Below are 25,433 nucleotides of genomic sequence, written 5' to 3' on the forward strand. Positions count from 1 at the left end.
TCGAGTTCCGAACGCCAGAAACACGCTCCGGAATCAGCCGCACCCACAAAGGCTGAAGTACACCTTCATGGGTACGTCTGATTTCCTCGGAGTTTCTAGAGTGGCGTTCTCCACATCTAAAACTAAAAGTCTAAACTAGCCTTCTTCGCAAAGGAATTAAAATCATAACTCTCGACTCGACGATTCGCCAGCGTATACAGCGTATCCTCCACATAAGCTAGACGATGAATCATCTGATTCCACTCCTCATACTCTTGCCCTGGCACTAAGTCGTTCATTAGCGCGGCTTTCAACTGAATACCTTGCTCTGGTGTTACAGAATAAATATGGGCGCCGTCTCCTTTAAACTTCACATTCCCACCAGCTGCCCCCTCATAAATCGTGACTGGGAAGCCGTAGTAGCCGCGCTCTTTATGAATCATCAGTGCTTTATGGTCATACTGGACAGGTGAGTAAGTACCTGGACCGCCAATGATTTCAACATCTTGCTCTATCGGATTCGAAAGGTCCGTCACATCAAATAACGAGAGCTTCATACCTGCTGTCACAAGACTCGGCTCTTTGGCCCCAGGGAATGTAACCATCTCAGTTTCGTATCCAATCCCTAGAAGATGGTTTTCACCCACCGGATGCAGATAGTTACTGAATCCAGGAATTTTTAATTCCCCTAGAACACGCGGATCTTTTGGGTCAGACAAGTCGAACACGAATAAAGGGTCTGTTTCTTTAAATGTAACCATATATGCTTTATCACCCATGAAACGTGCGGAGTAAATGCGTTCCGTCTTTGCAAGACCTGTTAATTCGCCAACACGATTCATCTGATCATCCAAGATGAACAAATGATTCTCTGAAGGTCGCTCTTCGTTCCAAGCGTCACCTTCTGTTGTCACAACGCGGAAATGATTGTCGTATTCGTCCATCGAGAATTGATTCAATAAATGACCTTCTACCCGATGCGTCCCTATATAAGAAACGTCGGTGCCTTCAAAATCAAACTTGAAAATGTCAGTGTCACGAACACCTGGATTCCAAATACGGAGATCCATCAAACTGTCCCCATCCTCTGAATCGTTAGCCTCTGCATTGTAGACAGTAGTCGTTAAATAAAGAGATTCTTGTGACATGTAGAATTGCTCACTGCTTCCAAGATAGCCTTCTGTAGTCAATTGAGCTTCTGAAAGGTCATCTAATGAAATTGCAGAGATCAATGTATATCCACCTTCTAACGTATCAGGAAGGATTGTAATTTCTTCATATGGAAGAACGGTTGGTTCGTCACTTTTTTCAGAATCGAACTGAAACGGACGCAACTCGATATCTTCATTTTCCTCTAGTGCCCAGACGCGGTTGTAAAGACTTGAAGTGAAGTAAATTGTATTGTTCGTCAAACGTGCGTGTCCCATATACCCTTCTGCCCCTACTTCACGAACTAGTTTTGGATTGGTCGGGTCTTCTAAGGAATAGATGCTAGCTAATGTCATCCCATCATATGGCATCCAAACCTTCCCTTCGGCGGCTGGTTGAATTGGAACTCCTTCGTACATATGGTTTTGATTCATCACAATTAAATAGTCGTCTGTTAAAAATAAATTTGAGGGATAGCGATTCCCACCAAATCCGATGCTCCCTGCATTGACTAAAGCATCCGGGTTGCGAATATCAACGATCATTACATTTTGCTCAGAAATCATATAAATAAAGTCTTCGTTCAATTTGACGCTGTCTGCTTCATCAACGCCCTCTACTTGATTATTCGTGGAAGAAACATCCGCACTTTTACTATCAGATGAAGCATCTGTGGACTCTTCTACACCAGAAGACATGGCTTCTTCCGCTTCAGTGCCACTCGCTCCCTCCATTGCTTGAGACTGCATCGAATCATGAAGTTTACGGACACGTTCAAAATACTCACGCAATTGATTTTCTGCTGTGACCGTTGTCATTTCATCATATCCACGAACTGTTTCCCCCGTCACTAGATCGCCTTCCCTCGTAAATATAAAATATGCACTTAAAATCAAGACACCTACAAAAACGGTTGCCAACAGCGGCATTGTCCATTTCTTCATTGTCGTCCCCTCTTTTCATCTCATTTTTCTACTCCATTAGACTTATAAAATGGAAGAAGGTTACACCCACGGAAAAGTTATTTTTCGACGTATTTCCCGGGAAATAAACAAGACCTGCAATCCGTGTCGATTGCAGGTCTCTGGTTTATAGTTGTTCAGATTTTACAAATTCTTTGATTTCGACGCCACGTGCCGCCATTTCTCGCATATACAAATCGCCTGGTACGATTGTCTCAGGTGGGAATACACCTGTTGATGTAATGGTTCCGTTGCCAATCATTTGGGCTACGACAGAAATCGTGTTTGCTGTCGCTCGTGCCATTGCTGTTGTACCAGAAAGCTCATCTTTTGTCGTTACGAGTTCGTATATGTAACTCTTCTCTGTTTCTCCTTCGAACCCTTCTACAATGACGCGAAGTAAAACCGCATCTTTCTTGTCTCCAAGCCGAAGTTTTGGAGTTAGCACTTCACGTAACACGTCCCGTGCAGATACAACATGCCCACCTGCGTTAACCATCGTCTCTTTATTTGTTAGACCAAGATCGACGAGCAGTTTAAATTTCTCAGCATGCCCTTTGTAGCGAATGGTCTTGTACTCTAATGTGTCGATTCCTGAGAACGTATGTCCCAATGTGGACGTACCGCCTGCAGTGTGGAATGCTTCAAGCTCATCAAATCCATCAAATTGAATAGGTTCGATTTCGGATAGCGAGTCCACTTCTTGCATTTCTCCGTTTCGAATGACATGCGACCTATCTGTATAGTGATCAAAAACGCCATCTAAGGAGAAGACCAAATTGTATTTGAAAATCCCTTCTGGTTCGACTGGAATTCCACCGACATATAACTTGATACTCGATACTTTATCAAGTTTTTTGGCGCCGTGCCCTGCCAAGATATTAATCATTCCTGGAGCCACCCCTAGATCCGGAATCATCGTAACACCAGCAGCCTTAGCTTTTTCATCAAGATTTAAAATGTAGTCTGTAGCGCCCCCAATGTGCCCACCTAGGTCCACCGCGTGAACACCAAGCTCAATTGCAAGTTCTGCGACGCGTTGGTTGAACGAGTAGTAAAGTGCGTTGACTATGACATCACAGTCGCGTATTAAAGACTTCATCGACTCATCGTCAGTTGCGTCCAAATGGCGCACTTCAAGTTTAGGGTTTTGTAATTTTTGAGCAAACATCTCTGTTTGGCCAACATCCAGATCTCCAATGATGACTTTTTCAACGTTTTGACTTTTAACTAAATCGGTTGCTGCTTCTTTCCCCATTAAACCAGCACCTAATACACCTACGATCATTTGTGAATCCCCCTTTGTTTACGGTTCTCTTACCCCTTTGTAACGACTTTGTAGAATGGAGTTCTCCACATCTAATACTAATGTTGAGTGAAATGGAGGGGTTGACTCCAGTGGGATTCCAGTCTGTCGTGAGATCCCGCAGGAGCCTGCGACGAGGAAGCTCACGCAGCGCCCTCGGAAAGCAACCCCGTAGTGTAACTCAACTTTCTAGTGCGGCGTTCTGAACAGTCGGCTCCACATCTAGTTAGTATCAATCTGAGCCCGTTGCAGCTTCCCACTGAAATCAACGTACACGCTCTTCCACTCTGTATAGACGTCAAGTGCCGCTACACCAGAATCTCGGTGTCCGTTTCCTGTTCCCTTTGTCCCGCCGAACGGTAAGTGAATCTCAGCACCCGTCGTTCCAGCGTTGACGTAAACAATCCCCGTATCCAGATCACGCTGTGCGGTGAAGATCGTGTTGACGTCTTGTGAGAAAATTGAACTTGAAAGTCCGTATTTTACACTATTATTCACTTCAATCGCTTCATCTAACGAAGAAACCTCAATGATGGATACAACAGGACCGAAGATTTCTTCTTGCGCAATACGAGAATCCCACGGTACATCTGTGAACAGTGTTGGAGCGTAGTAGTTTCCTTTCGCCAAGTCTCCATCCTTTAAGATTTCACCACCTGCTAACAGCGTCGCACCATCTTGTTTTCCAATCTCCACATAGCCATGAATCTTTTCAAGTGCTGCTGCATTGATGACCGGTCCGATTTTCACGGATTCGTCCGTCCCGTCCCCAATTGTGAGATGTTTCATCTTCTCAAGCAAACGCGTCTCGAGTTCTTTCTTGACATCTTTATGCGCAATGACACGACTACATGCCGTACAACGTTGACCTGCAGTACCAAATGCACTCCATAAAATACCGTCTACTGCTAAGTCAAGATTCGCATCATCCATTACGATGACTGCATTCTTTCCGCCCATCTCAAGAGACACTTTCTTTAAGTGACGTCCACCAAGTTCAGCTACTTTGCTACCTGTCTCCGTCGAACCTGTGAAGGAAATCACTTTAACGTCTGGATGTTCAATCATTGCCGTACCTACTTCAGACCCTGAACCAAATACGATATTGGCAACACCTTCTGGAAGACCTACTTCTTCAAAGATTTTCGCCATTTCATAGGCCATCATTGGTGTCTCTGTAGCCGGCTTCCAAAGGAATGTATTTCCTGCAACTATAGCCGGGAACGATTTCCAAGTTGCGATGGCTACCGGAAAGTTCCATGGTGTGATGAGTCCAACAACACCAATTGGTGCACGCACACTCATCGCAAATTTATCAGCGAGTTCTGAAGGTGTTGTTTCTCCAAACAAACGTCTTCCTTCACCCGCCATATAGTAAGCCATATCGATTCCTTCTTGGACTTCTCCACGACCTTCTTCAATTACTTTTCCCATTTCTTTTGTGAGCACTTGAGACAAATGTTCTTTTCGCTCTTCCATCAAGCGACCAATTGCATATAAATACTGTGCACGCTTTGGAGCGGGAACTTTTGCCCATTTCTTCTGAGCAGTTTTTGCCCCTTCGACTGCCTTTGCCACGAGGTCCGCATCTGCCATTGGAACATGTGCTAGAACTTCTCCTGTAGCTGGATTTAGTACTTCTTTTGTGTGCCCAGATTCGAGCCATTCTCCGTTGATAAAATGTGTTAACTTCATTCGATCCCTCTTTTCTAGTTGTCAGTACGAAAAAGCCCTTAATTTGAAAGCGCTTACAGATAGTATTCTACAGACTCAAAGAAGTTCCTTCTATTTTTTTCAAATTTTCATCATATATGTGAATTTAGATGCTGAGAAGCTAGGCGTACTAAAATGGGCAACGCGTGGGAATAATGCTATGATAGAACGACTAGAGAGGTGACGATGACATGAAAAAATGGATGATAGTTCTCCCCATTGCCCTACTGATTTCCTGTTTATTAGTCATTCATTTTGACCTCTTCCGCTACTTGTATGAAAGAGATATTGACAGAGCACAAGCTTATTTGACTAGAAACTGGGCGTCTACACTATTACTAACCTTCTTAATCATGTTGATTCAACATACATTTACTATATTCCCTTTATTACTCGTCATCTCTATGAATGTTTTGATTTATGGACTACTACCAGGGTTTTTATGGAGTTGGTTTGCAAGCCTTCTGGCATCCGCCCTCGTTTTCTACGCTGTTCGGTATTTAGTAGATGACTTGGTCGTCAGAAAAATCCCGAAATCAATTACACGCTCAATAGAAGCAAACAGCTTCCTGTATGTATTTCAAGCCCGTATCATTCCATTCATTCCTACTAGCCTCGTAAACTTAGCTGCAGGTCTTAGTCACGTGAAATTCATGCCATTTATCCTAGCTACCGCTATAGGAAACTTTATCTTTTTCTTCCTTTTAGCATTAGTGTCAGAAGGTTTATTAGAAGCGACAACGGAGCAATTTTCACTCTTTGGTATAGCGTTCGCGGCTCTTCTTATTTATTTAGTTCTCATGTGGAAAAAGCGTAAATGGAATAAACCAAAAGTGAAGACAGAAGAAAACCCGCCACAGCTGTGACGGGTTTTTGTGGAATTACGACTGTTGATAAAATGCATCTGGAATTTTACCGAATAAGCGCTTGTGATAAAGTAGCGGCTCTTTGTCTTCATTATGAATAGAAGTTACTTCTCCAATTAGAATCATGTGGTCTCCAGCATCCACTGTATTGTAGACCGTGCACTCTAGCTGGGAAGCCGTGTCTTTTAATACAGCGACTCCATTTTGACCTGGGTGCCATTCACACTTGCCGAAGCGATCATCTACACGACTTGCAAATAGCATACATAAGTCGCCTTGGTCAGCAGCTAAAATGTTAACATTGAAAGTAGTTGCATTTGTGAAAGCATCGTAATAAAACGCGTTTTTATCGATGGACCATAAAATTAAGAGAGGATCTATCGAAACCGATGCGAATGAATTTACGGTCATTCCAATCGGATTTCCGTCTGCATCTTGTGCAGTGACGACAGTAACGCCTGTCGGATAATTCCCTAGCGCTTGTTTAAATTGTGTAACAGCGTCCATACGGATCACTTCCTTCTTTCTAGTGTTTGTTCTCTTTTATCATACTAGATTGAGGAGTGAAATGCTTTCCATATACTCTCATTCAAAAGGCTGATTTTTAGTTAGCAAAAGAGCTACATAAAACAAAATATGGAGTTCTCGTAATTGAGTAACTCCATTCTGTTTGGTGTTGGGTGTGTAGGGGAAGCGTTCCGCGGGCGCGGGCTGAGCCAAGGTCTCAGCTTCCGCTTTTAATCCCGCTGGAGTCACCCCTACCCACTCTCGATATTCAGTTCTTTCGATACTATATACCCATGAATTTTTCAACTAAATTTATTGTCGATCTCGCTTTTTTGAATCATCAATTTCTTTTCTGCGCTTGATTGCTTGCTTCATGAACGCTTCAAAAATCTTACCTGAAGTTTCGTCACCAGCCATTGCAAATTCTTCCGGATGCCACTGGAAGCCGAATGCAAATTCATGTGTTTTACTTTCCATCGCCTCAATGATTCCATCTGTTGCACGTGCAACGACTTTCAAATCACGCCCAACTTGATCACATGCTTGGTGGTGGAATGAATTCACACGGAACTTTTCCTCCCCAAGAATTTTACCGATTTTAGAGTCCAAATCTAGCTCTACTTCATGAGAGCGGTAGGTACGAGGACCTTTTTGTAGGTGCAGATACGATTTTTCTTCTCGTTGCGCATGAATATCTTGGAACATCGTCCCACCTTGCACAATATTCAACATATGCAGTCCGCGACAGACACCGATATATGGTTTATCGAGTTCTAGCATTCGCTTTACAAGTTCCGATTCCATTTGATCGATTTCAGGTGCGATCTTGCCAAGTTTCAAATGCGGATTTTCATTATAATAAGAAGGGTCAATATCTTCTCCACCGGTAATAAATAGTCCATCCAGGCGAAGCGAAAGTTCATCTAGATTTTCATCCCCCATTACTGGAATCATAAGAGGTAAGCCCCCGTATTTTAATACAGTTTCTACATATACAAAAGGTAACCAGAAATGATCTTGATTTTGTGACATTTCTGCAGATATCCCTATAAGTGGTTTCATGTCATTCATCCTTTCAAGTACAATGACTATCTATACCCACTATTTCTTTGCTGTGAAACCTCTCGCCTGTTCTTCCAAATACTCGAGTACACGGCGATCAACTTGACCTCTAGATTGTTGACGCTCTTCGAAGTTCTCCGTATGATGATACGTATCTAGTGCCTCAAGAACTTCGTCTGTTGAAACTTCTTCCAGTTTTAAATAACCGAGTTGATGAAGTGATGTTGCAAGTTGGGCTTCTAGTTCTTCTGTGATAGCTAATACATCGTCTTCTCCAGTCTTCTCAAAATACAGATGACGAAGTTTCAATAACCTTCCCAGTTCTTGCACAGGATCTTCGTGATCATCTATTCGCAGATCAATATAGCGATCCGTATACCCGCCGTAGCTCCCATTCTCTTTCACAACAAGTAAAGCTGCTGATTGCCGCCCTCGACTATCTCCACCAGCTGCATCTCCTGCGAGTAAAGCTGCTAGCAAACGCTCAGCCAAAGGACCTTCCGTTTGCTCAAATGTCGCCTCCATCTGTTCCACCACTTGCTGGCTCACTAAGATATTTCCTTGAATCGCATAATTTTTAGCTGCTTTTCCACCAGCCCAGTCGTAACAATCATCCCCTGTGTATGTAGCGCTTTGGCCTGTAGCATCCACTATACCCACTTGCCGCCATGCTGCATTTTCATCTTTTTTCGTAAGTGTCTCTACTACTTCAAGCGGGGAATGTCCTTTTTCTAATAATTCTAGTCCTCCAACTCCATAAGAAAGATTAGCAAGAGATTGTGTTGCGATAGCACCAACACCAGCTTTTGCAAACGGTACAACGGCTCCTACCCCTAAAAATTTTGAAGCAACTGCAATCCCGAGCTCTTTAGTTTCTGGATCAAATCCTACAATTGAAAATGTCATCGTATGCTCCTCTCAAACCTCATTCTATTTTCAGTGTAATCTGAAAACTTAGCTTTTCAAAGTAATTTGGTTTAGCTTTTTGTGAACTGGGTAATTTTAGAGTAGACGACAGATAAAAACTTGGAGGGATTCACTAATGGCTATGAAGTACACAGTAGAAAATTCAGTACAAGCAAAGCAAAAGGTTGAAGAACTAGAGGCTCAAGGATATTCACGAGACGATATTTATTTGTTCGCTCACTCAAAAGATCGTGAAGGTCATATTGCAGACGTATTAGATACTGAAAAAGTCGGCATGAGTGAAAAAGGATTTTTTGAATCAATGAAAAATGCGTTTAGTAAACGAGGAGACCAACTTCGAAGCGATATGCATGCTGCCGGATTGACAGAGGCAGAAGCCGAAACCGCTGAGGAAGAGCTTGATCAAGGTAAGTTGGTTCTCATCGTAAATAAATAAAGGGGCAATTGCCCACCATCTGAGCTGCCTACATCTGTAGGCAGTTTTATTTTGCCTTCTAGTGCAAAAACACGTATACTTATGAACATACGTTCCCCTCCACTCTCTCTTCGAAAGGAATCCTCTTATGAAACCACTTATTGTAGCTGAAAAACCTAGCCAAGCAAAAGCTTATGCCGATGCATTCAAGACAAAAAAGCAAAAAGGATATTACGAAATTTTTCCAGATGAGATTTTTCCAGATGGTGCACTAGTAACCTGGGCAATCGGACACTTGGTTGAGCTACGAGAACCAAAAGAATATGATGCTAAATGGACAAGATGGTCACTGAAGTCACTTCCTATCCTTCCTGATGCCTTTGAATACAAAGTTGCTCGAGGCAAATATGAACAGTACAGTATTGTTCGAAAACTTATGAAAGAAGCAAGTTTCTTAATCAATGCGTGCGACATCGACCGGGAAGGTTCGAATATTTTTTACTCGATTTTGACACTCACAGGCATTCGTTCAAAACAAGTGAAACGGTTGTGGATTAACTCCCTCGAAACGTCGGAAGTGCGCAAAGGCTTCGCCAACCTTCTCCCAAACGACCGAGATCTACGTCTATATGAAGAAGCGCGTACGCGTCAAAAAAGTGACTGGTTGGTAGGCATGAACGCTTCTCGCATCTATACAATTTTGTTAAAGAAAAAAGGTGTGGCGACTGTATTTTCGATTGGCCGTGTGCAATCCCCTACTTTATATCTAATTTATCAGCGCACTCTTGAAATTGAGGACTTTCAACCAGAGCCATTTTTTGAGCTGGAAGGTAAATTTTCAACAGAGAATGGCAGTTATAAAGGAAAAGCTAAGATAAAAGAGAAAGAGCGAAAGATTGTTGAAAACATTTTAGAAGAGCACAAACTAGCAGAAGGACAATCTATACAGGCGACAGTTTTGGATGTCGTAGAGAAACAAAAACAGATACCACCTCCCCAACTTCATTCGCTCTCAAGCTTACAGCTCGCTGCGAATAAGAAGTGGAAGGCGAGTCCGTCTGCCGTTTTAAAGGCAGCACAAAACTTGTACGAAAAGAAAATCATTACGTATCCACGAACCGATACACGTCATATCACACCATCTGAATTTCACTATATAAAAAACATCGCGGCTGACTTGCAATCGTACATTGGATGTTCGTTCCCTTTGCAAACTGCTCCATCCAAACGATTTGTTGATGCTAGTAAGGTACAAGAACACTATGCCATCATTCCAACACGAAAAGTTCCCAAGGTCGGGACTTTGAGTGGCCTTGAAAAAAACTTGTATGATGAAATCACTCGTACTACTTTAGGAATGTTCCATTCAGCATTCGTCTTTCGTGAAACGACGATCACGACAGACGTTTCAGAATTACCGTTTTATACAAAAGGCACTGTTCCTCTAGAGTTGGGGTGGAAGCAGTTATTCCCACAAAAAGAAAAAGAAGAATTTCTTCCAAATGTAGAAAAAGGGCAATCTGTCGAAGGAACCGTTCATATTGCGGAAGGCATCACAAAACCTCCAAAGCTCTATACGGAGGGACAATTGATTCAGGTCATGAAGACATGCGGAAAGCTAGTGGAAGACGCGGAAGACGCCGCATTGTTAAAAGAAGTAGAAGGACTTGGTACGGAAGCTACACGAAGCGGTATTATCGAGACATTAAAAAAGCAAGCCTATATTGATGTTGTGAAAAATGAAGTGCAGATCACAGAAAAAGGACGCATCCTTTGTCAATCTGTTGAAGGTACTTTGTTAGCAAGCCCTACAATGACCGCTAAATGGGAGAGCTATTTACAAAAAATTGGTCGAGGAGAAGGGACAGAGAGTCAGTTCCTTACGCAAATTACAGCTTTTATTCAACAAACGCTCGAAACTGTGCCTAGTCATTTAGAGACAAAGCAGTTCGCTGCACTGCCGGAAGAAGAAAGTGCAAGTCAGGCAATTACTTGCCCGCTTTGCAAGCAAGGTACTATTGTCTTGAAGAAGAGCTTTTATGGATGTTCGCGCTATAAAGAGGGGTGCACACAAACATTCCCCCTTCGAGTAGCCAGTAAAAAGTTATCACCTTCTGTTATCGAAACTCTATGCACGAAAGGTCGAACAGGCAAATTAAAAGGATTCACCTCAAAACAAGGCAAATCCTTTGCTGCACATTTAAAACTTGTGGACGGTAAAATTACATTCGATTTTTAAACAAGAGGCATGCAAGAATCAGTTATCAACTGTGCCCGTCCAACTTGACATGCCTTGCTTTACGTTTATTACTTCGTAACCATCTTCTGCTAGCAGGTCACTTGCTTGTTGGGAACGATTACCAGATTGACAAACGACCACGTACTCTTGATTCGGATCTAATCCCTCAAGATTTCCAGCGCTTATTTCAGAGAGCGGTTTGTTCATAGCTCCTGGAATGTGGCCAGCATCATATTCGTTCGTTTCGCGCACGTCAATAACGAGTGCTCCTTGCTCTTGGTACTCTGTGACTTCACTGATATCTATAGTTTCGTATACTGCTCCTTCACTAGAACAGGCAGCTAAAAGTAGTGATACCACACCAATTAAAATTGCTAACTTTTTCAATTCATTCACCTCATACTAAAAATACCCTATAAGGTATGGGGATGTCTATTAAAAAAACTCGCCACTTAGGCGAGTTTTTGAATTTCATTTCTGAACAGTCGGCTCCACATCTTAAATTAATAATTACTTCGATCCTGCATGTTATTCTCAGAACGACGGTTTTCAATTTCCTCTACACGCTCTTCATGCTCGTGGTTCGATAAACTATCTTCAATCGCTGAAGGCTCACGTCCCTCATCTTCTAAAGCTGGGTTTAGTTCACCAAAAGCAGCAGGTCCTAAGTTCGGGTCAGTTCCAGGTGATTCTGCACCATAGGATTTTGATTCATCGTAAGCTACAGGTTCTGACGTAGATGATTCAAAACGAGTAGTATCGTGGTGGTCAGATTCCACCGTCTCCGCATTTGTCATTTGAGGTTTCACTTCAAATGCATCATCCTGCACAACATGGTCTTCGTCGTATCCTGTAGGTTCGCCTTTAAATAACTCGCGATTCTCTTCAGGCGTATGTTCGCCTAGAGCGGGTTCATTATCAGTAAAGCGTTTGTTCACAAACTCCGTTCCAACCGTACCTGTAGCATTTGTTTCTCCGTGATAAGATTCATACGAATTCCCTGTCTCACCAAATGTTGCGTAGTCATCTGACCGTACCTCACCTTCAACATAAAGAATCGCTCCACCATTTGATAAATCATTAGCGTAGCTCTCTCGTTCATGATCTTCTAAATTCAAGCGATGCAGACTTTCAGAAGTTGCGTCCTCACCAGTGAAGAAAGATTTAAATCGATCCCAAAAAGATCCTGCTTCATGTGTATCGATTTGTGTATCCGTTGCATGCAGATGAAAGCGGTCAGGGTCTTTCGCTACAACGTGAATATCTGACTCATTGTATCCTTGCGCTCGCAATGATTCGATTTTCTGGTTCATTTCTTCCTGTGTCCAAGCTACTTCTACGTGTCGTTTGTTTTCCATTTAATAAGTTCCTCCTTCAAATTGGTAATTTTTTTGTTGTTAACTAGCTATTCCTTACTTATAGAACACCTAAACCTGTTGACTCGAAATGTCATTTTTGTCATCAACTTGTGATGTTTAGTCTGGCGAAAGAAGGGGATAATACATACTAGAACTACAACTAGTTATGAAGGAGTGATAGAAATGGCAGGGAAAAATAATAAAGCGCTACTTGCTGCACTTGGTCTCGGAGCTGCTTATCTTATGCGAAACAAGGAATCACGTGATAAGTTAGCGAAACAATTTGAAACGTTTACGAACACTCCAATGCGTGGACAGAAAAATAATGCGAACACTACAGGTCAAGAAACGCCTGAGTCTATGAGACATCAAGGACTTTAGATGTGTAAAACGCCACTCTAGAAACTCCGAGGAAATCCAGCGTGCCCGTGAAGGCGTACTTCAGCCTTTGCGGGTGCGATGGATTCCGGAGTGTGTTTCTGGCGTTTGAAACTCGATTCCAACCTGGAAAAGGTGTGTTAGACGGATTGTTCGGCAAATAAAAAAAGCCCTGAGGGCTTTTTTTATTTGCGATCTTCCCACTTCACTTCAGTACCATCTTCAAATTCCACTTCCAATTCAAACTCCTGATAATCGGTTACACCAAATGCTTCCGTTACCTGGGCAATCACATCTTCTTTTGCCAGATCAGCAGATAATTCAAAAGTAGAGAATATAGGATCAAGAGCCGTTACCGCTTCATCTCCACCCAAATTAATATCTTCTAACTTATTCACATATTCAAGTTCTGCACCTGACCTACCTGATTCAAAGTCAACATCAATGGCATCGTTTTCATCCGCCGTGTCGATGGAAAGATCAAAACTTGAGAAACCATATCCATCCGTCGTAACAAGATCACTATTTTCTACAGGAGAAGATTCTGCAGGTTGAGATTCTACAGTATTATCTTGTGTTTCATTACACCCAGCTAAAATTCCTGTCGTTAGAAGTAATGATACACCTGTCCATTTCGCCGTTTTTTTCATTTCCACTCTTCCTTTCATAAATCCATTTAAAATTATCTTTCCCCTAAACGATTTGTGTTAAACTGAAAAAAGACACTTGACAGAAAGGATGAAGACGTTGACCAATCTACTTGAAATTACATCTCGCGAGCAGTGGAAAGAACTACTAGAATTATCCGAAACACAACCTTTTTTCTTATTTAAGCACAGTACGACTTGTCCAATTTCTGCATTTGCACACCGCCAAGTCACCAATTTTCAAACAGACCTTCCTATCTATTTTGTAAAAGTGATTGAAAATCGTCCGATTTCTTTAGAGATTGCAGACGATTTAAATGTTACACATCAATCACCACAAGCTATTTTAGTTATGCATCGCTTAGCAAAATGGGATCAGTCTCATTACGACATCACAGAAGAAACGATGGCTTCTGCCATTGATTTCTTAATTTAACAGGAGGCCCTCCCATGGATCAAATTGTCCGCGTAAGTCAGTATCTGCAAGAAAATGCTGAACAATTAATCGATAAGATTGTAGAAGATGCATTGAAACATATTACGTTTGAATTGTCGGAAGAGCAATTGCAAATTGCACGGCAGCAAAATATCGAATTTCTTCGAATGATGGCTCGTTCTTTCCCAGCAACAGATGAAGAAGCTGCTGCTGAATTACTAGACTGGGCGGAGAAACAAGGTGAAACAAATTCACAAAACATGGACGAATTTTCTCAATCCATAGAACCCTTTGCTCAAAACCGATTAGTATACTCTAAACATATTGCACAAGTAGCACTAGATTTAGAAGTAGGTCCTGCTCAGATTGTTCGAATCATGAACCGTTTCAATTATCTATTAGATGTTGCGATGGTCCAATCGATTCAATCGTTTGAAAAACATCAAGCAGCCAAGTTACGGGAGCGCCAAAATCAAATCAATGAACTTTCTGCACCTGTTGTCCCGGTTCAAGATGGTGTCGCTATACTCCCTCTAATTGGAATGATTGATTACGACCGTATGACTTATGTGTTGAATCATGTCGTTCCAAAGATCCCAAAGATGGAAGTTGATCACTTGATTATCGATTTTTCAGGGATTTTGACCATTGATTCTGAAATTGCACAACACATTTTTACTCTGCACAATGTATTACAGCTACTTGGAATACATTTATATTTCACAGGCATGCGTCCGAATATTACAATGGCCATCGTACAAGGGAATATCGACTTCTCTGATTTCCACACGTATGGTTCTGTACTTCAAGCACTAGCAGCAATCGAAAAAACACGATAATAAAGAAAGACTGCCGGCATTCTATCGCCGGCAGTCTTTTCTGTATTAATCAGGATAACGTTCTTCACTCGAAGACGAATCTTTCGTGTGACGAGGTTTGTCCTCATCTTTTACCTTTTGATTCAATTCTTCGACTGGAATTGTATCCACAGTCTTCATATCATCATGCATATCATAAATACTTTCTTGATCCGTTTTCATTACCTCCGGATTATCCATGATACGCCCTTTTATATCTTGTTTCTCTTGTGTTTGGTCTTTTTTAGGATCGTGTCTCATAAAAAACTCCTCCTTATTTACGTACCATGTTCACAAGCATATGAGCAAGTGCATGCTGTTGCTCTTTATCTCCAGAACGCCATAATTCTTGTAATAAATTCTCTTCTGCGTTGCGTGGTTCTTCTTTTTTAGCCAGATATCCCGCGACTACTTCTGCTGTCTTCGCTAATTGTTCTTCTCCTAGACCCATTTTTTCTCCAAGAGCTACTTTATCTCCTAAATAAGATTTGAATCTATCAAAGTCTTGTAAGATCTGCTCCTTTTTTTCAGGTGATACGTTTTCCATTTCGTTTTGTACTTTGTTTTGAATGTTGTCCATTAGTGTCCAACTCCCTTTTGTAATATTTGTTCTATGCTTTCAGGTACATCCTCAGTTTTTCCAACCAAACACTCTTCTAAACATTTTTCCAAAAATTTGATTCGATTGGTCTAGGGGGTTTATATCCAATGTTAATGGGTATAGTTTACTAGATTGGCACAGTTTCAACTTATTTTACTAAAGAGGAGGAGATTTTATTGTTTAATGAGTTTTATGTACGTGACATGCTTTCATTTTTACCTGATCTTTTATTAGCACTTCTTGTTTTATTAATTGGATTTTTCATTGCAAAGTTCGTGGAGAAGCTCGTTTATAAAGGTTTGCGTAAGTTGAACCTTAATGAACGATTAGGTAACACAAAATCAAAATGGTCTGTGGAGAAAGTGATCAGTAAAGTAGTTTTCTTTATTCTATTATTGTTAGCTTTCGTTCTATTCTTTAACATCATGAACCTACATACTTTTGCTGCTCCGTTTGCTAGTATGTACGATACTTTAACAAGCGCATTCTTAAACATTCTAAAAGCTGGTTTGATTTTACTAGTCGCTTGGGTACTTGCCACTCTTGTAAAGAAAGGCATTCAAATGCTTGGCAACAAAGTAGACTTCAACCGCTTTGGTGAAAAAGCAGGGATAACGACTACTGGTGAGCAGACAACAAAATGGACAGATACAGTAGCAAATATCGCTTATTACTTGATCTTCCTATTATTCTTACCAGCCGTACTGAATGCACTTGGAATTGATGGATTAAGTGGTCCATTCGAAGATATGCTTTCAAGCTTTATCAATTTCATCCCTAAATTAGTATCTGCTGCAATTGTCTTTGCAATTGGATTCTTCCTTGCAAAACTTGTTCGTAATTTGGTAGAGAAATTCCTACACTCGGTTGGAATCGATCGTTTTACAGATAAACTGAATTTAAAAAATGATACCTCTACCTCTAATACGAGCCTTTCAAAAATTGCTGGTTTAGTGGCTTTCATTTTGATTTTGATTCCAATCACAATTACCGCTCTGGAAATTCTTGATTTAGAAGGAATTTCTGGTCCTGCGATTGCCATGCTCAATGACATTATGTCGATGATTCCACAAATTATCGTAGCTATCATCTTAGTCATTGTTGGTATCTATGTAGCAAAATTTGTGAAAGATTTTGTAATCAACTTATTGAATGGGTTTGGTATCAACAACTTAGCTAAAAAGATGGGTTTAAACTCTACAAATGCAAAGAACTTTGATATAGCGTCTATTATCGGAACTATTGTCCAAGTAGTAATCGTCTTGTTATTCGTTATGGAAGCACTGCAACTCGTTAACTTAGAGTTCATGGTTTCACTTGGAAGTGCAGTCTTCGCTTACCTTCCAATGGTAATTGCTGCATTAGTTATCTTAGCTGTAGGTTTCTGGTTAGCAAACTTAGCTGAAAAATTAGTAGGAAGTTTGATGAAGGATGCATCAGGATCTCCTCACTTCTTACGCCTAGTAGCTAAGTATGCTATCTTAGGATTTGCATTCTTCATGGCACTTAGCCAATTAGGATTCGCACCTGGTATCATTCAATCTGCCTTCATCTTAATCTTGGGTGGAGTAGCACTTGCTTTTGGTTTAGCCTTCGGACTGGGTGGACGCGAACATGCATCTCGTTACCTAGATCGTATGGAGAAATCAATTGATGAAGCAGAAGTTGATAAAGAGAATTACGAGCAGAAAAAAGAAGAAATGAAACAAAACGCGAAAGACGATGTAAAGGCTGCTCAAGAAGAAGAGCGCTTTATGCACGGAACTTCTGCTCATGGAGACGAGACACTAGCACAAGACGTCCCTCAAGATACAGGATTTAATCTTCCTGAAACAAATGATCTTCACCCATACCACGATTCACCGGAAGATCACCGTACTGACGAAGACCGTAAAGAATAACTTTATTTCCCCTCGGGCAGGTTCGCACAGCGGCCTGTCCGATTTTTTATGTGAGTTCTTGGACTCTTGGTTTCAGGCGCACTATAATGAGAGCTACAAGGAGCGATGTCGAGTGAAAAATGTAGCCTGGTACCGGATGTATCGAATAGTTTGGATGTCGATTAAATTTTTCCTGCAAGTCTACTTCTTCCAAAGAAAATATCGCGGTCGATTTACTCCTTCCGTTCAAGTGAAGTGGGAACGACTCATTGTAAAACAAGCGATAGAATACAAAGAAACAGCCCTGTATTTAGGCGGACTCATGATAAAAGTGGGACAATTTCTATCTGCACGTGCAGACGTTTTGCCTCAAGCCTTTATTGAAGAATTAGAGGGGATGACAGACCGTGTCCCTCCTGTGGAACGCGAGCTTGCTATGAAAGTTTTAGAAGAAGAATGGAACGGGCCCACCTCTCAATATGTCACATCCATCTCAAAAGAATCGATTGCATCTGCTTCCATCGGAGAAGTTTATAAAGCTACGCTTCTCGATGGCCGTGATGTTGCCGTAAAGATTCAACGCCCAGGCATCGAACGTATTATTCGGTATGACTTTCAGGCGATGCGTGTCGTTATTTGGCTTGCCAAGCGATTTACTACATTCACTAAGCAAATCGATTTTGACCTACTTTATAGAGAAATGGAAAGTACGTTGCTTCCTGAATTAGATTTCCTGCAAGAGTTGCGTCATGGTCGGTCGTTCCAACAACGGTTTCGTGATTTAGATGGCATCTGTTTTCCCATCTATTTTGAAGAGTATTCCACACGTAGAGTATTGGTGATGGAATGGATTGAAGGAACGCGAATCACGAATGTCTCTTATATGGAAAAACACGGTATTGATCCTACAGAAGTGACGAAACGGTTATTTAATTTGTTCTTAGAACAGATTCTGCGCAGTGGTGAATTTCATGCAGATCCACACGCTGGCAACATGATGATTCAACAAGATGGCACGATTGTTCTTTTAGATTTTGGAATGGTCGGAGCGATTACTCCTGATCAAACGCGCTCCATTATGAAAGCTATTCAAGGTATCTTGCTTGAAAATGACGATGAGATATTGGATGCACTTGAAGAGTTGAATTTCTTGTTACCCAATGCAGATCGGCCACTTTTGGCAGATACGATTCGACGCATGATTCATGCATACGAAACGAATGAGCTAGCTAAAATGGACAGTTATATTATCGAAAGACTGCTGACCGATATTCGTCATATTGTTCGCACGCAGCCTGTTCAATTACCTGCAGAATTTGCATTCTTTGGTCGAGCACTTACAACGTTTGTTGGTGTTCTCCATGCACTCGATCCGAGTGTGGACTTATTGGCTCTTGGGAAACCACGCATCTTGAGTTGGACACGAGATAAAGCACTTGGAAACGAAGATGTGAATCAACAAGACCGTGTCTTATCCTGGCTTCAAAAAGGGGCTGTTCCTTTACAAAAGGTGTATTCACTTTTGGATGAACCTGCCCGCTTACGCAAATTAGTTGAAGCTACAACAATCGAAAAAGTACGTGTGCAACATATCTTTTTAGATCGGGCTGTCCATGCGTTGATGGGAGCTATTTCATTAATTGCCTTTTTCACAGGCATATTCTTTCAACATGTTTGGCTCTCTACCCTATCAGCCATTTTCGGGATTGTATTCTTACGAAGCTTTTACAAAAAACGTTGAGCGATATGTATAAAAAAGAAGCCTCCGACTGAACTGTCGAGGCTTCTTTGCATCTAGTTAATTGCGTACGTATCGATTTCCTGCTGCGTGAAGTGCTGCAACTAGCAACAATACACATGTCACAATGAATAGAATTGTCGGCACATACCAGCTACCTGTTGTTTCATTCACGAATGCGAACAATACAGGTCCTGCTGCTGCAAGAAGATATCCAATAGATTGAGCAATTCCCGATAATTCTGCTGCATCCATAGCTGTCTTCGTGCGTAGCGTGAACATCATCATCGTCAGAGCAAAAGATGTACCTCCAGCGAATCCAATTAAAATCATCCAAAGGATTGTCATTGCTCCATTTGGATCAAGCAGTAAGCCAGTGAATCCAATGATGTAAAGAACACTGAAGAACCAGACAAGTGGACGTTGATTTACCATTTTCGCTGCCAAAATCGGAGCGATGAAGGTCATCGGTAACTGGGCAAACTGCATAAAGGATAGCATATACCCTGCAGAATCTGGGCTCATGCCCTTTTCAATCAACATCGCCGGTAACCAAGCGGCTGTCGTATAGAAAATCAAAGACTGTAACGCCATCATCAGTGTCACGCTCCATGTGACAGGAGATTTCAAAATAGATGGATTATCTACTATTTCTGAAGTGGCATCAATCGGTTCCGTCTTACGATGTTTCAATTGAGGTAACCAAATAACAATTGCCAGCACTCCAAGAATTGCCCAGACTCCTAATGAACCTTGCCATCCGAATGATGTTTCTGCTGCAACTGGATAGGCAATTCCTGCTCCAAGTGCTGCTGATAAGTTCATGACGACAGAGAATACGGCTGTCAATAAACCTACATGCAGTGGGAAACGATCTTTAATAATGGATGGTAATAACACGTTACCAAACGCAATCGCAACACCAATAATAGCTGTTCCGAAAATCAATAGTGTAATTGAGCCACCCGAACGGAGCGCAATTCCCCCAACAAGTAACACTATGGACCATAATAAAGTAGCTTCTGTTCCAATTTGCTTGGCCACTTTAGGTGCAAACGGTGAAACTACTGCAAATGCCAATAATGGAATCGTTGTAAGTAGTCCTATTAATGTCGTTGACATCATGAGGCCGTTTTGAATAAATTCCGTTACCGGTCCAACTGCTGTTAGAGGAGAACGGAGAGTCAGTGACAAAAAGATAATTCCGAGTATAAACAGCACTAGTCCCTGCTGTTTCGTTGGTTTTGTCATATATATCCTACTTTCTATCATTGTAAATGTATCAAACCTTATTTAGTATACACCATTTCATTGTATGATGTCAGACCTCTATCTTAATTTCCTATGTGTTTTGCCCTATTTTAAGTAGTAGAGGTTTGTTCAAACAGGTGTCTGGGTATTTATTAGTCAAGTGCACGAAATACCTGTAAGGAAAGTAAAACAAACCGACATTTAGGAGGAATTCAAATGGAAAAATTAGTAGCCGGTCAAAAATGGTTTAAAGTTGGAGCAGCAGCATTCTTATCTTTAGGTTTACTAACAGCTTGTGGAGATGGCGTCGATCAAGACAACATCGATGATGGTACAGAGCAAGAAATTGAAGAAGATGTAAATGACGCAGAAGATAATATGGATGACACGGATGAAGAAGATTCAGAGTAATTCATGGTCCAAATCCCTACCCTCTATCTAACTAGATAGAGGGTTTTTCTATGAAGTGCCCTAAGTCCCTACTGTTCTTTGATTTCAAATTTTTCATACTATAAAAATAAGAAATTCGCACTCTTTCTTTTTTATTTTTTCGATTTATACTGACACTAAAAGTTGTTGTAAACGGCAAACTTGTCCGAAAGGCAAGGACGCAAAGCCATGAGCCTAAGCATACAGTGTATGTAAGGTCGTCAGGTTGCCAACATCCTACTAGGATGCTTGGTCAAACATCATCCTAGGAGGGAATCATCATGAAAAAAATCGTTGTTCTATTCTTTACTCTCTTGCTATTCATCGGAGGTAGTCCTGCAATGGCGCAAACACCAGACCGTGCAACTTGGCTATGGAACCCATGGATGTTCTATGATTCGCCAGAGTCCACATTAGCGTTCTTACAACAAAAGAAAGTTTCAACTGTCTTTGTGCAAATCGATTCAGACATCCCACGCACAAACTATCATGCATTCTTGACAGGTGCTCATAAAGCGAATATCAAAGTGTTTGCTTTAGACGGGGCTCCAAACTGGGGCAACACTACTGGCGCTAAAGCAAAAAACAAATTCAAAAACTGGGTAGCCAATTATCAAACAACTGCTCCAGCTACAGCAAAGTTTGATGGCATCCACGTAGATATCGAGCCTTACGGACTTCCTGAATGGGAAACGAAACGTGCCGCAACTGTTCGAGGCTTTCAAAATGTAATCACAGAGCTTGCTACCTTTTCAAAGACACACAAATTACAGTTTGAAGCAGACATTCCATTCTGGTTTGATGAGATCACTTATAAAAATCCAGCTTACGGAAAAGGGAACTTAGCAGAGTGGACAATCAAAAATACAGATGGTGTTGCCTTAATGTCTTATCGCGATACAGCACAAGCGATTATTGATATTTCTTCAAAAGAGATGGCTTGGGGGAATACGTATGGAAAGAAAGTTCGTGTAGGTGTCGAAACGATGGAGTCTAAGGACTATCCTTTCATTAGTTTTCATGAAGAAGGCGAACAGGCAATGGAGCATGCTTTAGTAGATGTAAACAATACGTTTAGCGGCCATTCTTCATTTGCAGGAATTTCTGTGCATCACGTTGGAAGTTGGATGAATATGCGCCCTTAAAAAACCGTCAAAATAAAGAGAGTTTGTATAGTGTGCAGGGGGAAGCTTTCCGCGGGCTGAGCTTCGGTCTCAGCTTCCGCTTTTTATCCCGCTGGAGTCACCCCTGCACACTCTATCAAGTTAGTCACTTTATCACACCATTTTAAATAAATGGTTTTTTGGCAATAGAACGGGCCGCATGCAATCCACTCGTTGTGACGCCAATTGTACCCCCTCCTGGGAAGATATGATCTCCACATAAATAGAGACCAGGTAAGCCTGAGCGATGGGACGCTGCACCAAATAACGCATGCCAAGGCGTTTGTGCAAATCCTCCAACGTATCCATTTGTGCGCAGTGTATAGTTCTCCCAGCCACGCGGGGCACCATCTTCAATAAAATCGATGGCTAGTTGAAATCCCGGGTAATACTGTTCGACAGCATCTAAAATCCGCTTCTTTATCATTTCTCTATATGCGTCATAAGATTCTTTTGTTTTCCAGTATTCCAAGTTTGTATGGGTAGAGATGGTAACCGTCTGATACCCTTCCGGCGCACGTAATCGGTCTTCTGGTTTTGAAACAGAGACAAAGAAGTGCCACCCTTCGTCCATCTCTCCATTTGGTCCATGTGAGATTTGCTGGAAAGGTGCAAAAGACTTCTCTAGTTTGGAAGAGTCAATCGCAATATAAAGGGAGTATGTACCCCACGTCGACTTTTGAGGCATCAGTTTTATTTTTTTCGGTAGTTGTTCCCATTGATGCGGCTCGAGCAATCCTTCCAAAGAACGTGGATCTCCATTGAATACAACTGCATCCGCTTCGTAGATGGTTCCTCGATGGTCCTCTACTGTCCATCCCGATCCGTCTCGTGTGAGTTTTGTAACAGTACGTGGCTTTTTCACTCGGCCACCATGAGACATAATCACTTCCGCTAGCACTTCCCCAAAGCGATACAGGCCTCCATTCACATAATAGGCGCCTTCATGATAAATATCGAGTGCAATGCATGAAAACAGTGCAGAGGCATGCCGAGAAGTCGTCTGCATACTATCGATTAGAATCCCATCTAGTATATGCCGAAACTCCTCAAGGTCGTGTAGCCCGTGCTTTCTTAGGATAGACTCAAGTGGTTGGAGTAAAATAGGTACTAGCTTCAAATGGGTGGGGCGAAGAACTTTTGCTACTGCCGTCACATCTTGAAGTTGGTCAGGTGGCATCACAGGCAGAGGCTTCATCAATGTTCGAATCCGGTTCGCTAAATCGAAAACTTCTTGGTAGAAACCTTCAATTTTCTCCTCATTTCCAGGAAAGGCGCGTTGCATCTCCTTTACATGCTTTTGCCGGTCCTTTGAAAAAGAAATTGTTCGGTGCGGATGATGAAGATCCATAACGTGGTCTAGCTGTTGTGCTTCCACTTCCACGTTCAAATACCGAAAAATCCGTTCGTGAATGCCGCCAGGTTCTAATGCCATACCAAGTGTTGCACCAGTAGCGAATGTATAGGGGTGACGTCTGTATTTCCCGGCACACCCAGACAGCTCAGTCATCGCTTCTAAAACAGTGACCTGCGCACCGTCTTTTGCCAGTAATGCACCGGCAGTCAATCCTCCAATCCCTGACCCAACGACTATCACCTTTTTCATAACCCCGCCCCCTTTTAGTTCTACAGTAAAAAAAGTAGAAGAAGAACGCAATTTCCCTGCCTGACACTTTCTATTTTTCTGATTAGTCGGTATACTTGTAATTGATTCGAAAACCGTAATAGTTAGGAGAGAAATTATGAGTTTACCAAACCGTACAGAAGTACCAACACAAGAAACGTGGGATTTAACCCACCTGTTTGCATCAGAAACTGACTATGAAGCTGCTATTAAAGAATTAAAAGAAAGTGTCACATCTTTTGAAACAACCTACCATGGCAACATTTCAACTGCTGAGGATGTGCTGAAAGCTGTAGCTGCTTATGAAGCCATCTACAAGCAATTGATTCCAATCGGTACATATGCAAGTTTAGCAATGAGTGTAGACCAAACAAATGAAGAAGCACAGATGCGCGCGAGTAAATTTGGTTCTGTATCTGCACAATTAGGAAGCCAAATGGCATTCTTAGAAAGCGAGCTTTTAGCGCTATCTGAAGACGTATTAACGGAAGCGAAAAATCAATCTGCAGAATACAGCAATTATTTAGAAGAACTCCTTCGTGCAAAGCCGTATCAATTGCATCCAGAAGTAGAGAAGACATTAGCTGCTCTTTCTACAGCATTCGATGCGCCTTATGAGTTGTACAACACAACTAAAATGGTCGACATGAACTTCCCAGATTTTGAAGCAAGCGGTAAAACACATGGCTTGAGCTATGTTGCATTTGAAAATGAGTTAGAAACAGAAAACGATTCAGAGGTTCGTCGTACAGCATTTGCTGCTTTCTCGGAAAAGCTGCGTCAATACCAGCACACGACTGCAAAGACGTATGACATGCACATCCAACGTGAAAAAACGATTTCAGACCTTCGCGGCTATGACAGTGTATTTGATTACTTGCTGTTCAACCAAGAAGTAGATCGCACATTGTACGACCGTCAAATTGACTTGATCATGAATGAATTAGCTCCGCATATGCGCAAGTACGCCAAATTACTTCAGCGTGCGCATGGTTTAGATAAAATGACTTTTGCAGACTTGAAAATCTCACTAGATCCTAGCTACGAGCCAGAGGTGACGATTGAAGAATCGCGCAAGTACATGCAAGACGCACTTGGAATTATGGGCGAAGATTATATCGATATGGTCAACCGTTCATTCGATGAGCGCTGGACAGACTTTGCTAACAATAAAGGAAAATCAACTGGCGCATTCTGCTCAAGCCCTTATGGTTTCCACCCATACATCTTGATCTCATGGTCTAGCAAAATGAATGAAGTATTCGTTTTAGCACATGAATTAGGCCACGCAGGTCATTTCTACAACGCGCACAAGCATCAGAACGTATTCAACTCACGTCCGTCTCTTTACTTCATCGAAGCTCCATCGACAATGAATGAGATGTTAATGGCTAATCACCTATTGAGCACTTCGAATGATCCGAAATTTAAGCGCTGGGTGATCTCGTCGATTGTAGCGCGCACATACTATCACAATTTTGTCACACATTTATTAGAAGCAGATTACCAGAGAAAGGTTTATGAACTAGTCGATTCAGGGAACAACGTAAATGCAGGCACATTAAATAAACTGAAACGTGAAACACTTGAGCAATTCTGGGGTGATGCTGTCGAAGTGACAGAAGGCGCAGAACTGACTTGGATGCGCCAGCCACACTATTACATGGGACTTTATCCATACACATATAGTGCAGGTCTCACAATCTCGACTCAAGTTTCCAAACGCATCTTAGATGAAGGCCAACCAGCTGTTGAAGAATGGTTGAAAGTTCTTCAAGCGGGCGGTACGAAAAAACCTGCTGAACTTGCGAAAATGGCTGGTGTGGACATCACAACAGAGCAACCTCTTCGCGACACAATAGCGTATATTGGTGAATTGATTGATGAACTTGAAAATCTAACAAATGAGATAGAAGCACAGAGCTAAACTGCTGTCTGCTTCTGTC

General features: G+C 41.8%; 24 protein-coding genes and 1 riboswitch. Of the genes, 11 read left to right on the forward strand and 13 right to left on the reverse strand.

Translation table 11 applies throughout. The features are described from left to right. Positions 1-122: 122 nt before the first annotated feature. The 3 genes from AB5N96_RS07275 to AB5N96_RS07285 all read right to left on the reverse strand — a co-directional run bounded on the left by AB5N96_RS07275 (position 123) and on the right by AB5N96_RS07285 (position 5,091). Positions 123-2,072 (reverse strand): beta-propeller domain-containing protein, encoded by a 1,950-nt coding sequence (locus tag AB5N96_RS07275; protein WP_499705103.1) that lies wholly within the window; start codon positions 2,070-2,072, stop codon positions 123-125. 145 nt (positions 2,073-2,217) lie between these two features. Beyond that, on the reverse strand, positions 2,218-3,378 hold the full coding sequence (locus AB5N96_RS07280; RefSeq protein WP_499705104.1) for a saccharopine dehydrogenase family protein: 1,161 nt from the start codon (positions 3,376-3,378) through the stop codon (positions 2,218-2,220). 240 nt (positions 3,379-3,618) lie between these two features. Beyond that, on the reverse strand, positions 3,619-5,091 hold the full coding sequence (locus AB5N96_RS07285) for an aldehyde dehydrogenase family protein (RefSeq protein ID WP_499705105.1): 1,473 nt from the start codon (positions 5,089-5,091) through the stop codon (positions 3,619-3,621). Between the two features lie 209 nt (positions 5,092-5,300). Here AB5N96_RS07285 and AB5N96_RS07290 point away from each other — a divergent pair, with 209 nt between their 5' ends. After that, positions 5,301-5,975: a TVP38/TMEM64 family protein gene (locus AB5N96_RS07290; RefSeq protein WP_499705106.1), complete on the forward strand. Its 675-nt coding sequence runs from the start codon at positions 5,301-5,303 to the stop codon at positions 5,973-5,975. Positions 5,976-5,990: 15 nt separating this feature from the next. On the opposite strand, the gene AB5N96_RS07295 is transcribed toward AB5N96_RS07290, so the two are convergent. The 3 genes from AB5N96_RS07295 to AB5N96_RS07305 form a co-directional block, all read right to left on the reverse strand. Then, the gene (locus AB5N96_RS07295; RefSeq protein WP_204589554.1) at positions 5,991-6,482 is read right to left on the reverse strand and encodes a flavin reductase family protein; all 492 of its coding nucleotides are present in this window, start codon (positions 6,480-6,482) and stop codon (positions 5,991-5,993) included. 312 nt (positions 6,483-6,794) lie between these two features. Further along, a complete protein-coding gene (locus tag AB5N96_RS07300) occupies positions 6,795-7,544 on the reverse strand; it encodes a gamma-glutamyl-gamma-aminobutyrate hydrolase family protein (protein WP_499705107.1) in 750 nt (249 codons plus the stop codon). Positions 7,545-7,583: 39 nt separating this feature from the next. Then, positions 7,584-8,450, reverse strand: coding sequence for a DUF1028 domain-containing protein (locus tag AB5N96_RS07305; protein WP_499705108.1), 867 nt, complete (start codon positions 8,448-8,450; stop codon positions 7,584-7,586). A gap of 136 nt (positions 8,451-8,586) precedes the next feature. Between AB5N96_RS07305 and AB5N96_RS07310 the strand changes: the two genes are divergently transcribed. Both AB5N96_RS07310 and AB5N96_RS07315 read left to right on the forward strand, forming a co-directional pair. Beyond that, a complete protein-coding gene (locus AB5N96_RS07310) occupies positions 8,587-8,907 on the forward strand; it encodes a YflT domain-containing protein (RefSeq protein WP_499705109.1) in 321 nt (106 codons plus the stop codon). A gap of 127 nt (positions 8,908-9,034) precedes the next feature. Then, positions 9,035-11,125, forward strand: a complete 2,091-nt coding sequence (locus AB5N96_RS07315; protein WP_499705110.1) for a type IA DNA topoisomerase — start codon at positions 9,035-9,037, stop codon at positions 11,123-11,125. 18 nt (positions 11,126-11,143) lie between these two features. Here AB5N96_RS07315 and AB5N96_RS07320 read toward each other — a convergent pair whose 3' ends face one another. Together AB5N96_RS07320 and AB5N96_RS07325 are read right to left on the reverse strand one after the other, a co-directional pair. Further along, positions 11,144-11,512: a rhodanese-like domain-containing protein gene (locus AB5N96_RS07320; protein WP_499705111.1), complete on the reverse strand. Its 369-nt coding sequence runs from the start codon at positions 11,510-11,512 to the stop codon at positions 11,144-11,146. 116 nt (positions 11,513-11,628) lie between these two features. Continuing rightward, the gene (locus tag AB5N96_RS07325) at positions 11,629-12,483 is read right to left on the reverse strand and encodes a YflT domain-containing protein (RefSeq protein WP_499705112.1); all 855 of its coding nucleotides are present in this window, start codon (positions 12,481-12,483) and stop codon (positions 11,629-11,631) included. 183 nt (positions 12,484-12,666) lie between these two features. On the opposite strand from AB5N96_RS07325, the gene AB5N96_RS07330 reads away from it, so the two are divergent. Beyond that, positions 12,667-12,864 (forward strand): hypothetical protein, encoded by a 198-nt coding sequence (locus AB5N96_RS07330; RefSeq protein WP_392454759.1) that lies wholly within the window; start codon positions 12,667-12,669, stop codon positions 12,862-12,864. Between the two features lie 182 nt (positions 12,865-13,046). Here AB5N96_RS07330 and AB5N96_RS07335 read toward each other — a convergent pair whose 3' ends face one another. Then, complete coding sequence (locus tag AB5N96_RS07335; protein WP_204589547.1) at positions 13,047-13,511, reverse strand: YusW family protein; 465 nt, start codon at positions 13,509-13,511, stop codon at positions 13,047-13,049. A gap of 97 nt (positions 13,512-13,608) precedes the next feature. On the opposite strand from AB5N96_RS07335, the gene ytxJ reads away from it, so the two are divergent. Both ytxJ and AB5N96_RS07345 read left to right on the forward strand, forming a co-directional pair. Then, positions 13,609-13,944: a bacillithiol system redox-active protein YtxJ gene (gene ytxJ / locus AB5N96_RS07340; protein WP_204589546.1), complete on the forward strand. Its 336-nt coding sequence runs from the start codon at positions 13,609-13,611 to the stop codon at positions 13,942-13,944. 14 nt (positions 13,945-13,958) lie between these two features. Beyond that, entirely contained in the window at positions 13,959-14,783 is an 825-nt protein-coding gene (locus AB5N96_RS07345; protein WP_392454761.1) for an STAS domain-containing protein, read from the forward strand. A 45-nt stretch (positions 14,784-14,828) separates the two neighbouring features. Here the strand turns inward: AB5N96_RS07345 and AB5N96_RS07350 are convergent, their stop codons facing one another. Both AB5N96_RS07350 and AB5N96_RS07355 read right to left on the reverse strand, forming a co-directional pair. Then, entirely contained in the window at positions 14,829-15,062 is a 234-nt protein-coding gene (locus tag AB5N96_RS07350; RefSeq protein WP_392454762.1) for a YczO family protein, read from the reverse strand. A 13-nt stretch (positions 15,063-15,075) separates the two neighbouring features. Next, positions 15,076-15,381, reverse strand: a complete 306-nt coding sequence (locus AB5N96_RS07355; RefSeq protein ID WP_392454763.1) for a DUF3243 domain-containing protein — start codon at positions 15,379-15,381, stop codon at positions 15,076-15,078. 197 nt (positions 15,382-15,578) lie between these two features. On the opposite strand from AB5N96_RS07355, the gene AB5N96_RS07360 reads away from it, so the two are divergent. Next, the gene (locus AB5N96_RS07360) at positions 15,579-17,303 is read left to right on the forward strand and encodes a mechanosensitive ion channel (protein ID WP_499705113.1); all 1,725 of its coding nucleotides are present in this window, start codon (positions 15,579-15,581) and stop codon (positions 17,301-17,303) included. 112 nt (positions 17,304-17,415) lie between these two features. After that, a complete protein-coding gene (locus AB5N96_RS07365) occupies positions 17,416-19,023 on the forward strand; it encodes an AarF/UbiB family protein (protein WP_204589542.1) in 1,608 nt (535 codons plus the stop codon). Positions 19,024-19,080: 57 nt separating this feature from the next. On the opposite strand, the gene AB5N96_RS07370 is transcribed toward AB5N96_RS07365, so the two are convergent. After that, positions 19,081-20,271, reverse strand: a complete 1,191-nt coding sequence (locus tag AB5N96_RS07370) for a CynX/NimT family MFS transporter (protein ID WP_239584819.1) — start codon at positions 20,269-20,271, stop codon at positions 19,081-19,083. 216 nt (positions 20,272-20,487) lie between these two features. On the opposite strand from AB5N96_RS07370, the gene AB5N96_RS07375 reads away from it, so the two are divergent. Next, positions 20,488-20,682 (forward strand): hypothetical protein, encoded by a 195-nt coding sequence (locus tag AB5N96_RS07375; protein ID WP_204589540.1) that lies wholly within the window; start codon positions 20,488-20,490, stop codon positions 20,680-20,682. Positions 20,683-20,845: 163 nt separating this feature from the next. Next, positions 20,846-20,934: riboswitch (cyclic di-GMP riboswitch) on the forward strand. Between the two features lie 47 nt (positions 20,935-20,981). Further along, positions 20,982-21,845 carry an amidase gene (locus AB5N96_RS07380; protein WP_499705114.1) on the forward strand — a complete coding sequence of 288 codons (864 nt, stop codon included), beginning with the start codon at positions 20,982-20,984 and terminating at the stop codon, positions 21,843-21,845. Positions 21,846-21,987: 142 nt separating this feature from the next. Here the strand turns inward: AB5N96_RS07380 and AB5N96_RS07385 are convergent, their stop codons facing one another. Continuing rightward, positions 21,988-23,469 carry a phytoene desaturase family protein gene (locus AB5N96_RS07385; RefSeq protein ID WP_499705115.1) on the reverse strand — a complete coding sequence of 494 codons (1,482 nt, stop codon included), beginning with the start codon at positions 23,467-23,469 and terminating at the stop codon, positions 21,988-21,990. A gap of 136 nt (positions 23,470-23,605) precedes the next feature. Here AB5N96_RS07385 and pepF point away from each other — a divergent pair, with 136 nt between their 5' ends. Then, complete coding sequence (gene pepF, locus AB5N96_RS07390; protein WP_499705116.1) at positions 23,606-25,414, forward strand: oligoendopeptidase F; 1,809 nt, start codon at positions 23,606-23,608, stop codon at positions 25,412-25,414. The last annotated feature ends 19 nt before the right edge of the window (positions 25,415-25,433 follow it).

Origin of the sequence: Chryseomicrobium imtechense (assembly GCF_041475995.1) — a bacterium.
GTDB classification, from domain to species: Bacteria; Bacillota; Bacilli; order Bacillales_A; family Planococcaceae; genus Chryseomicrobium; species Chryseomicrobium aureum.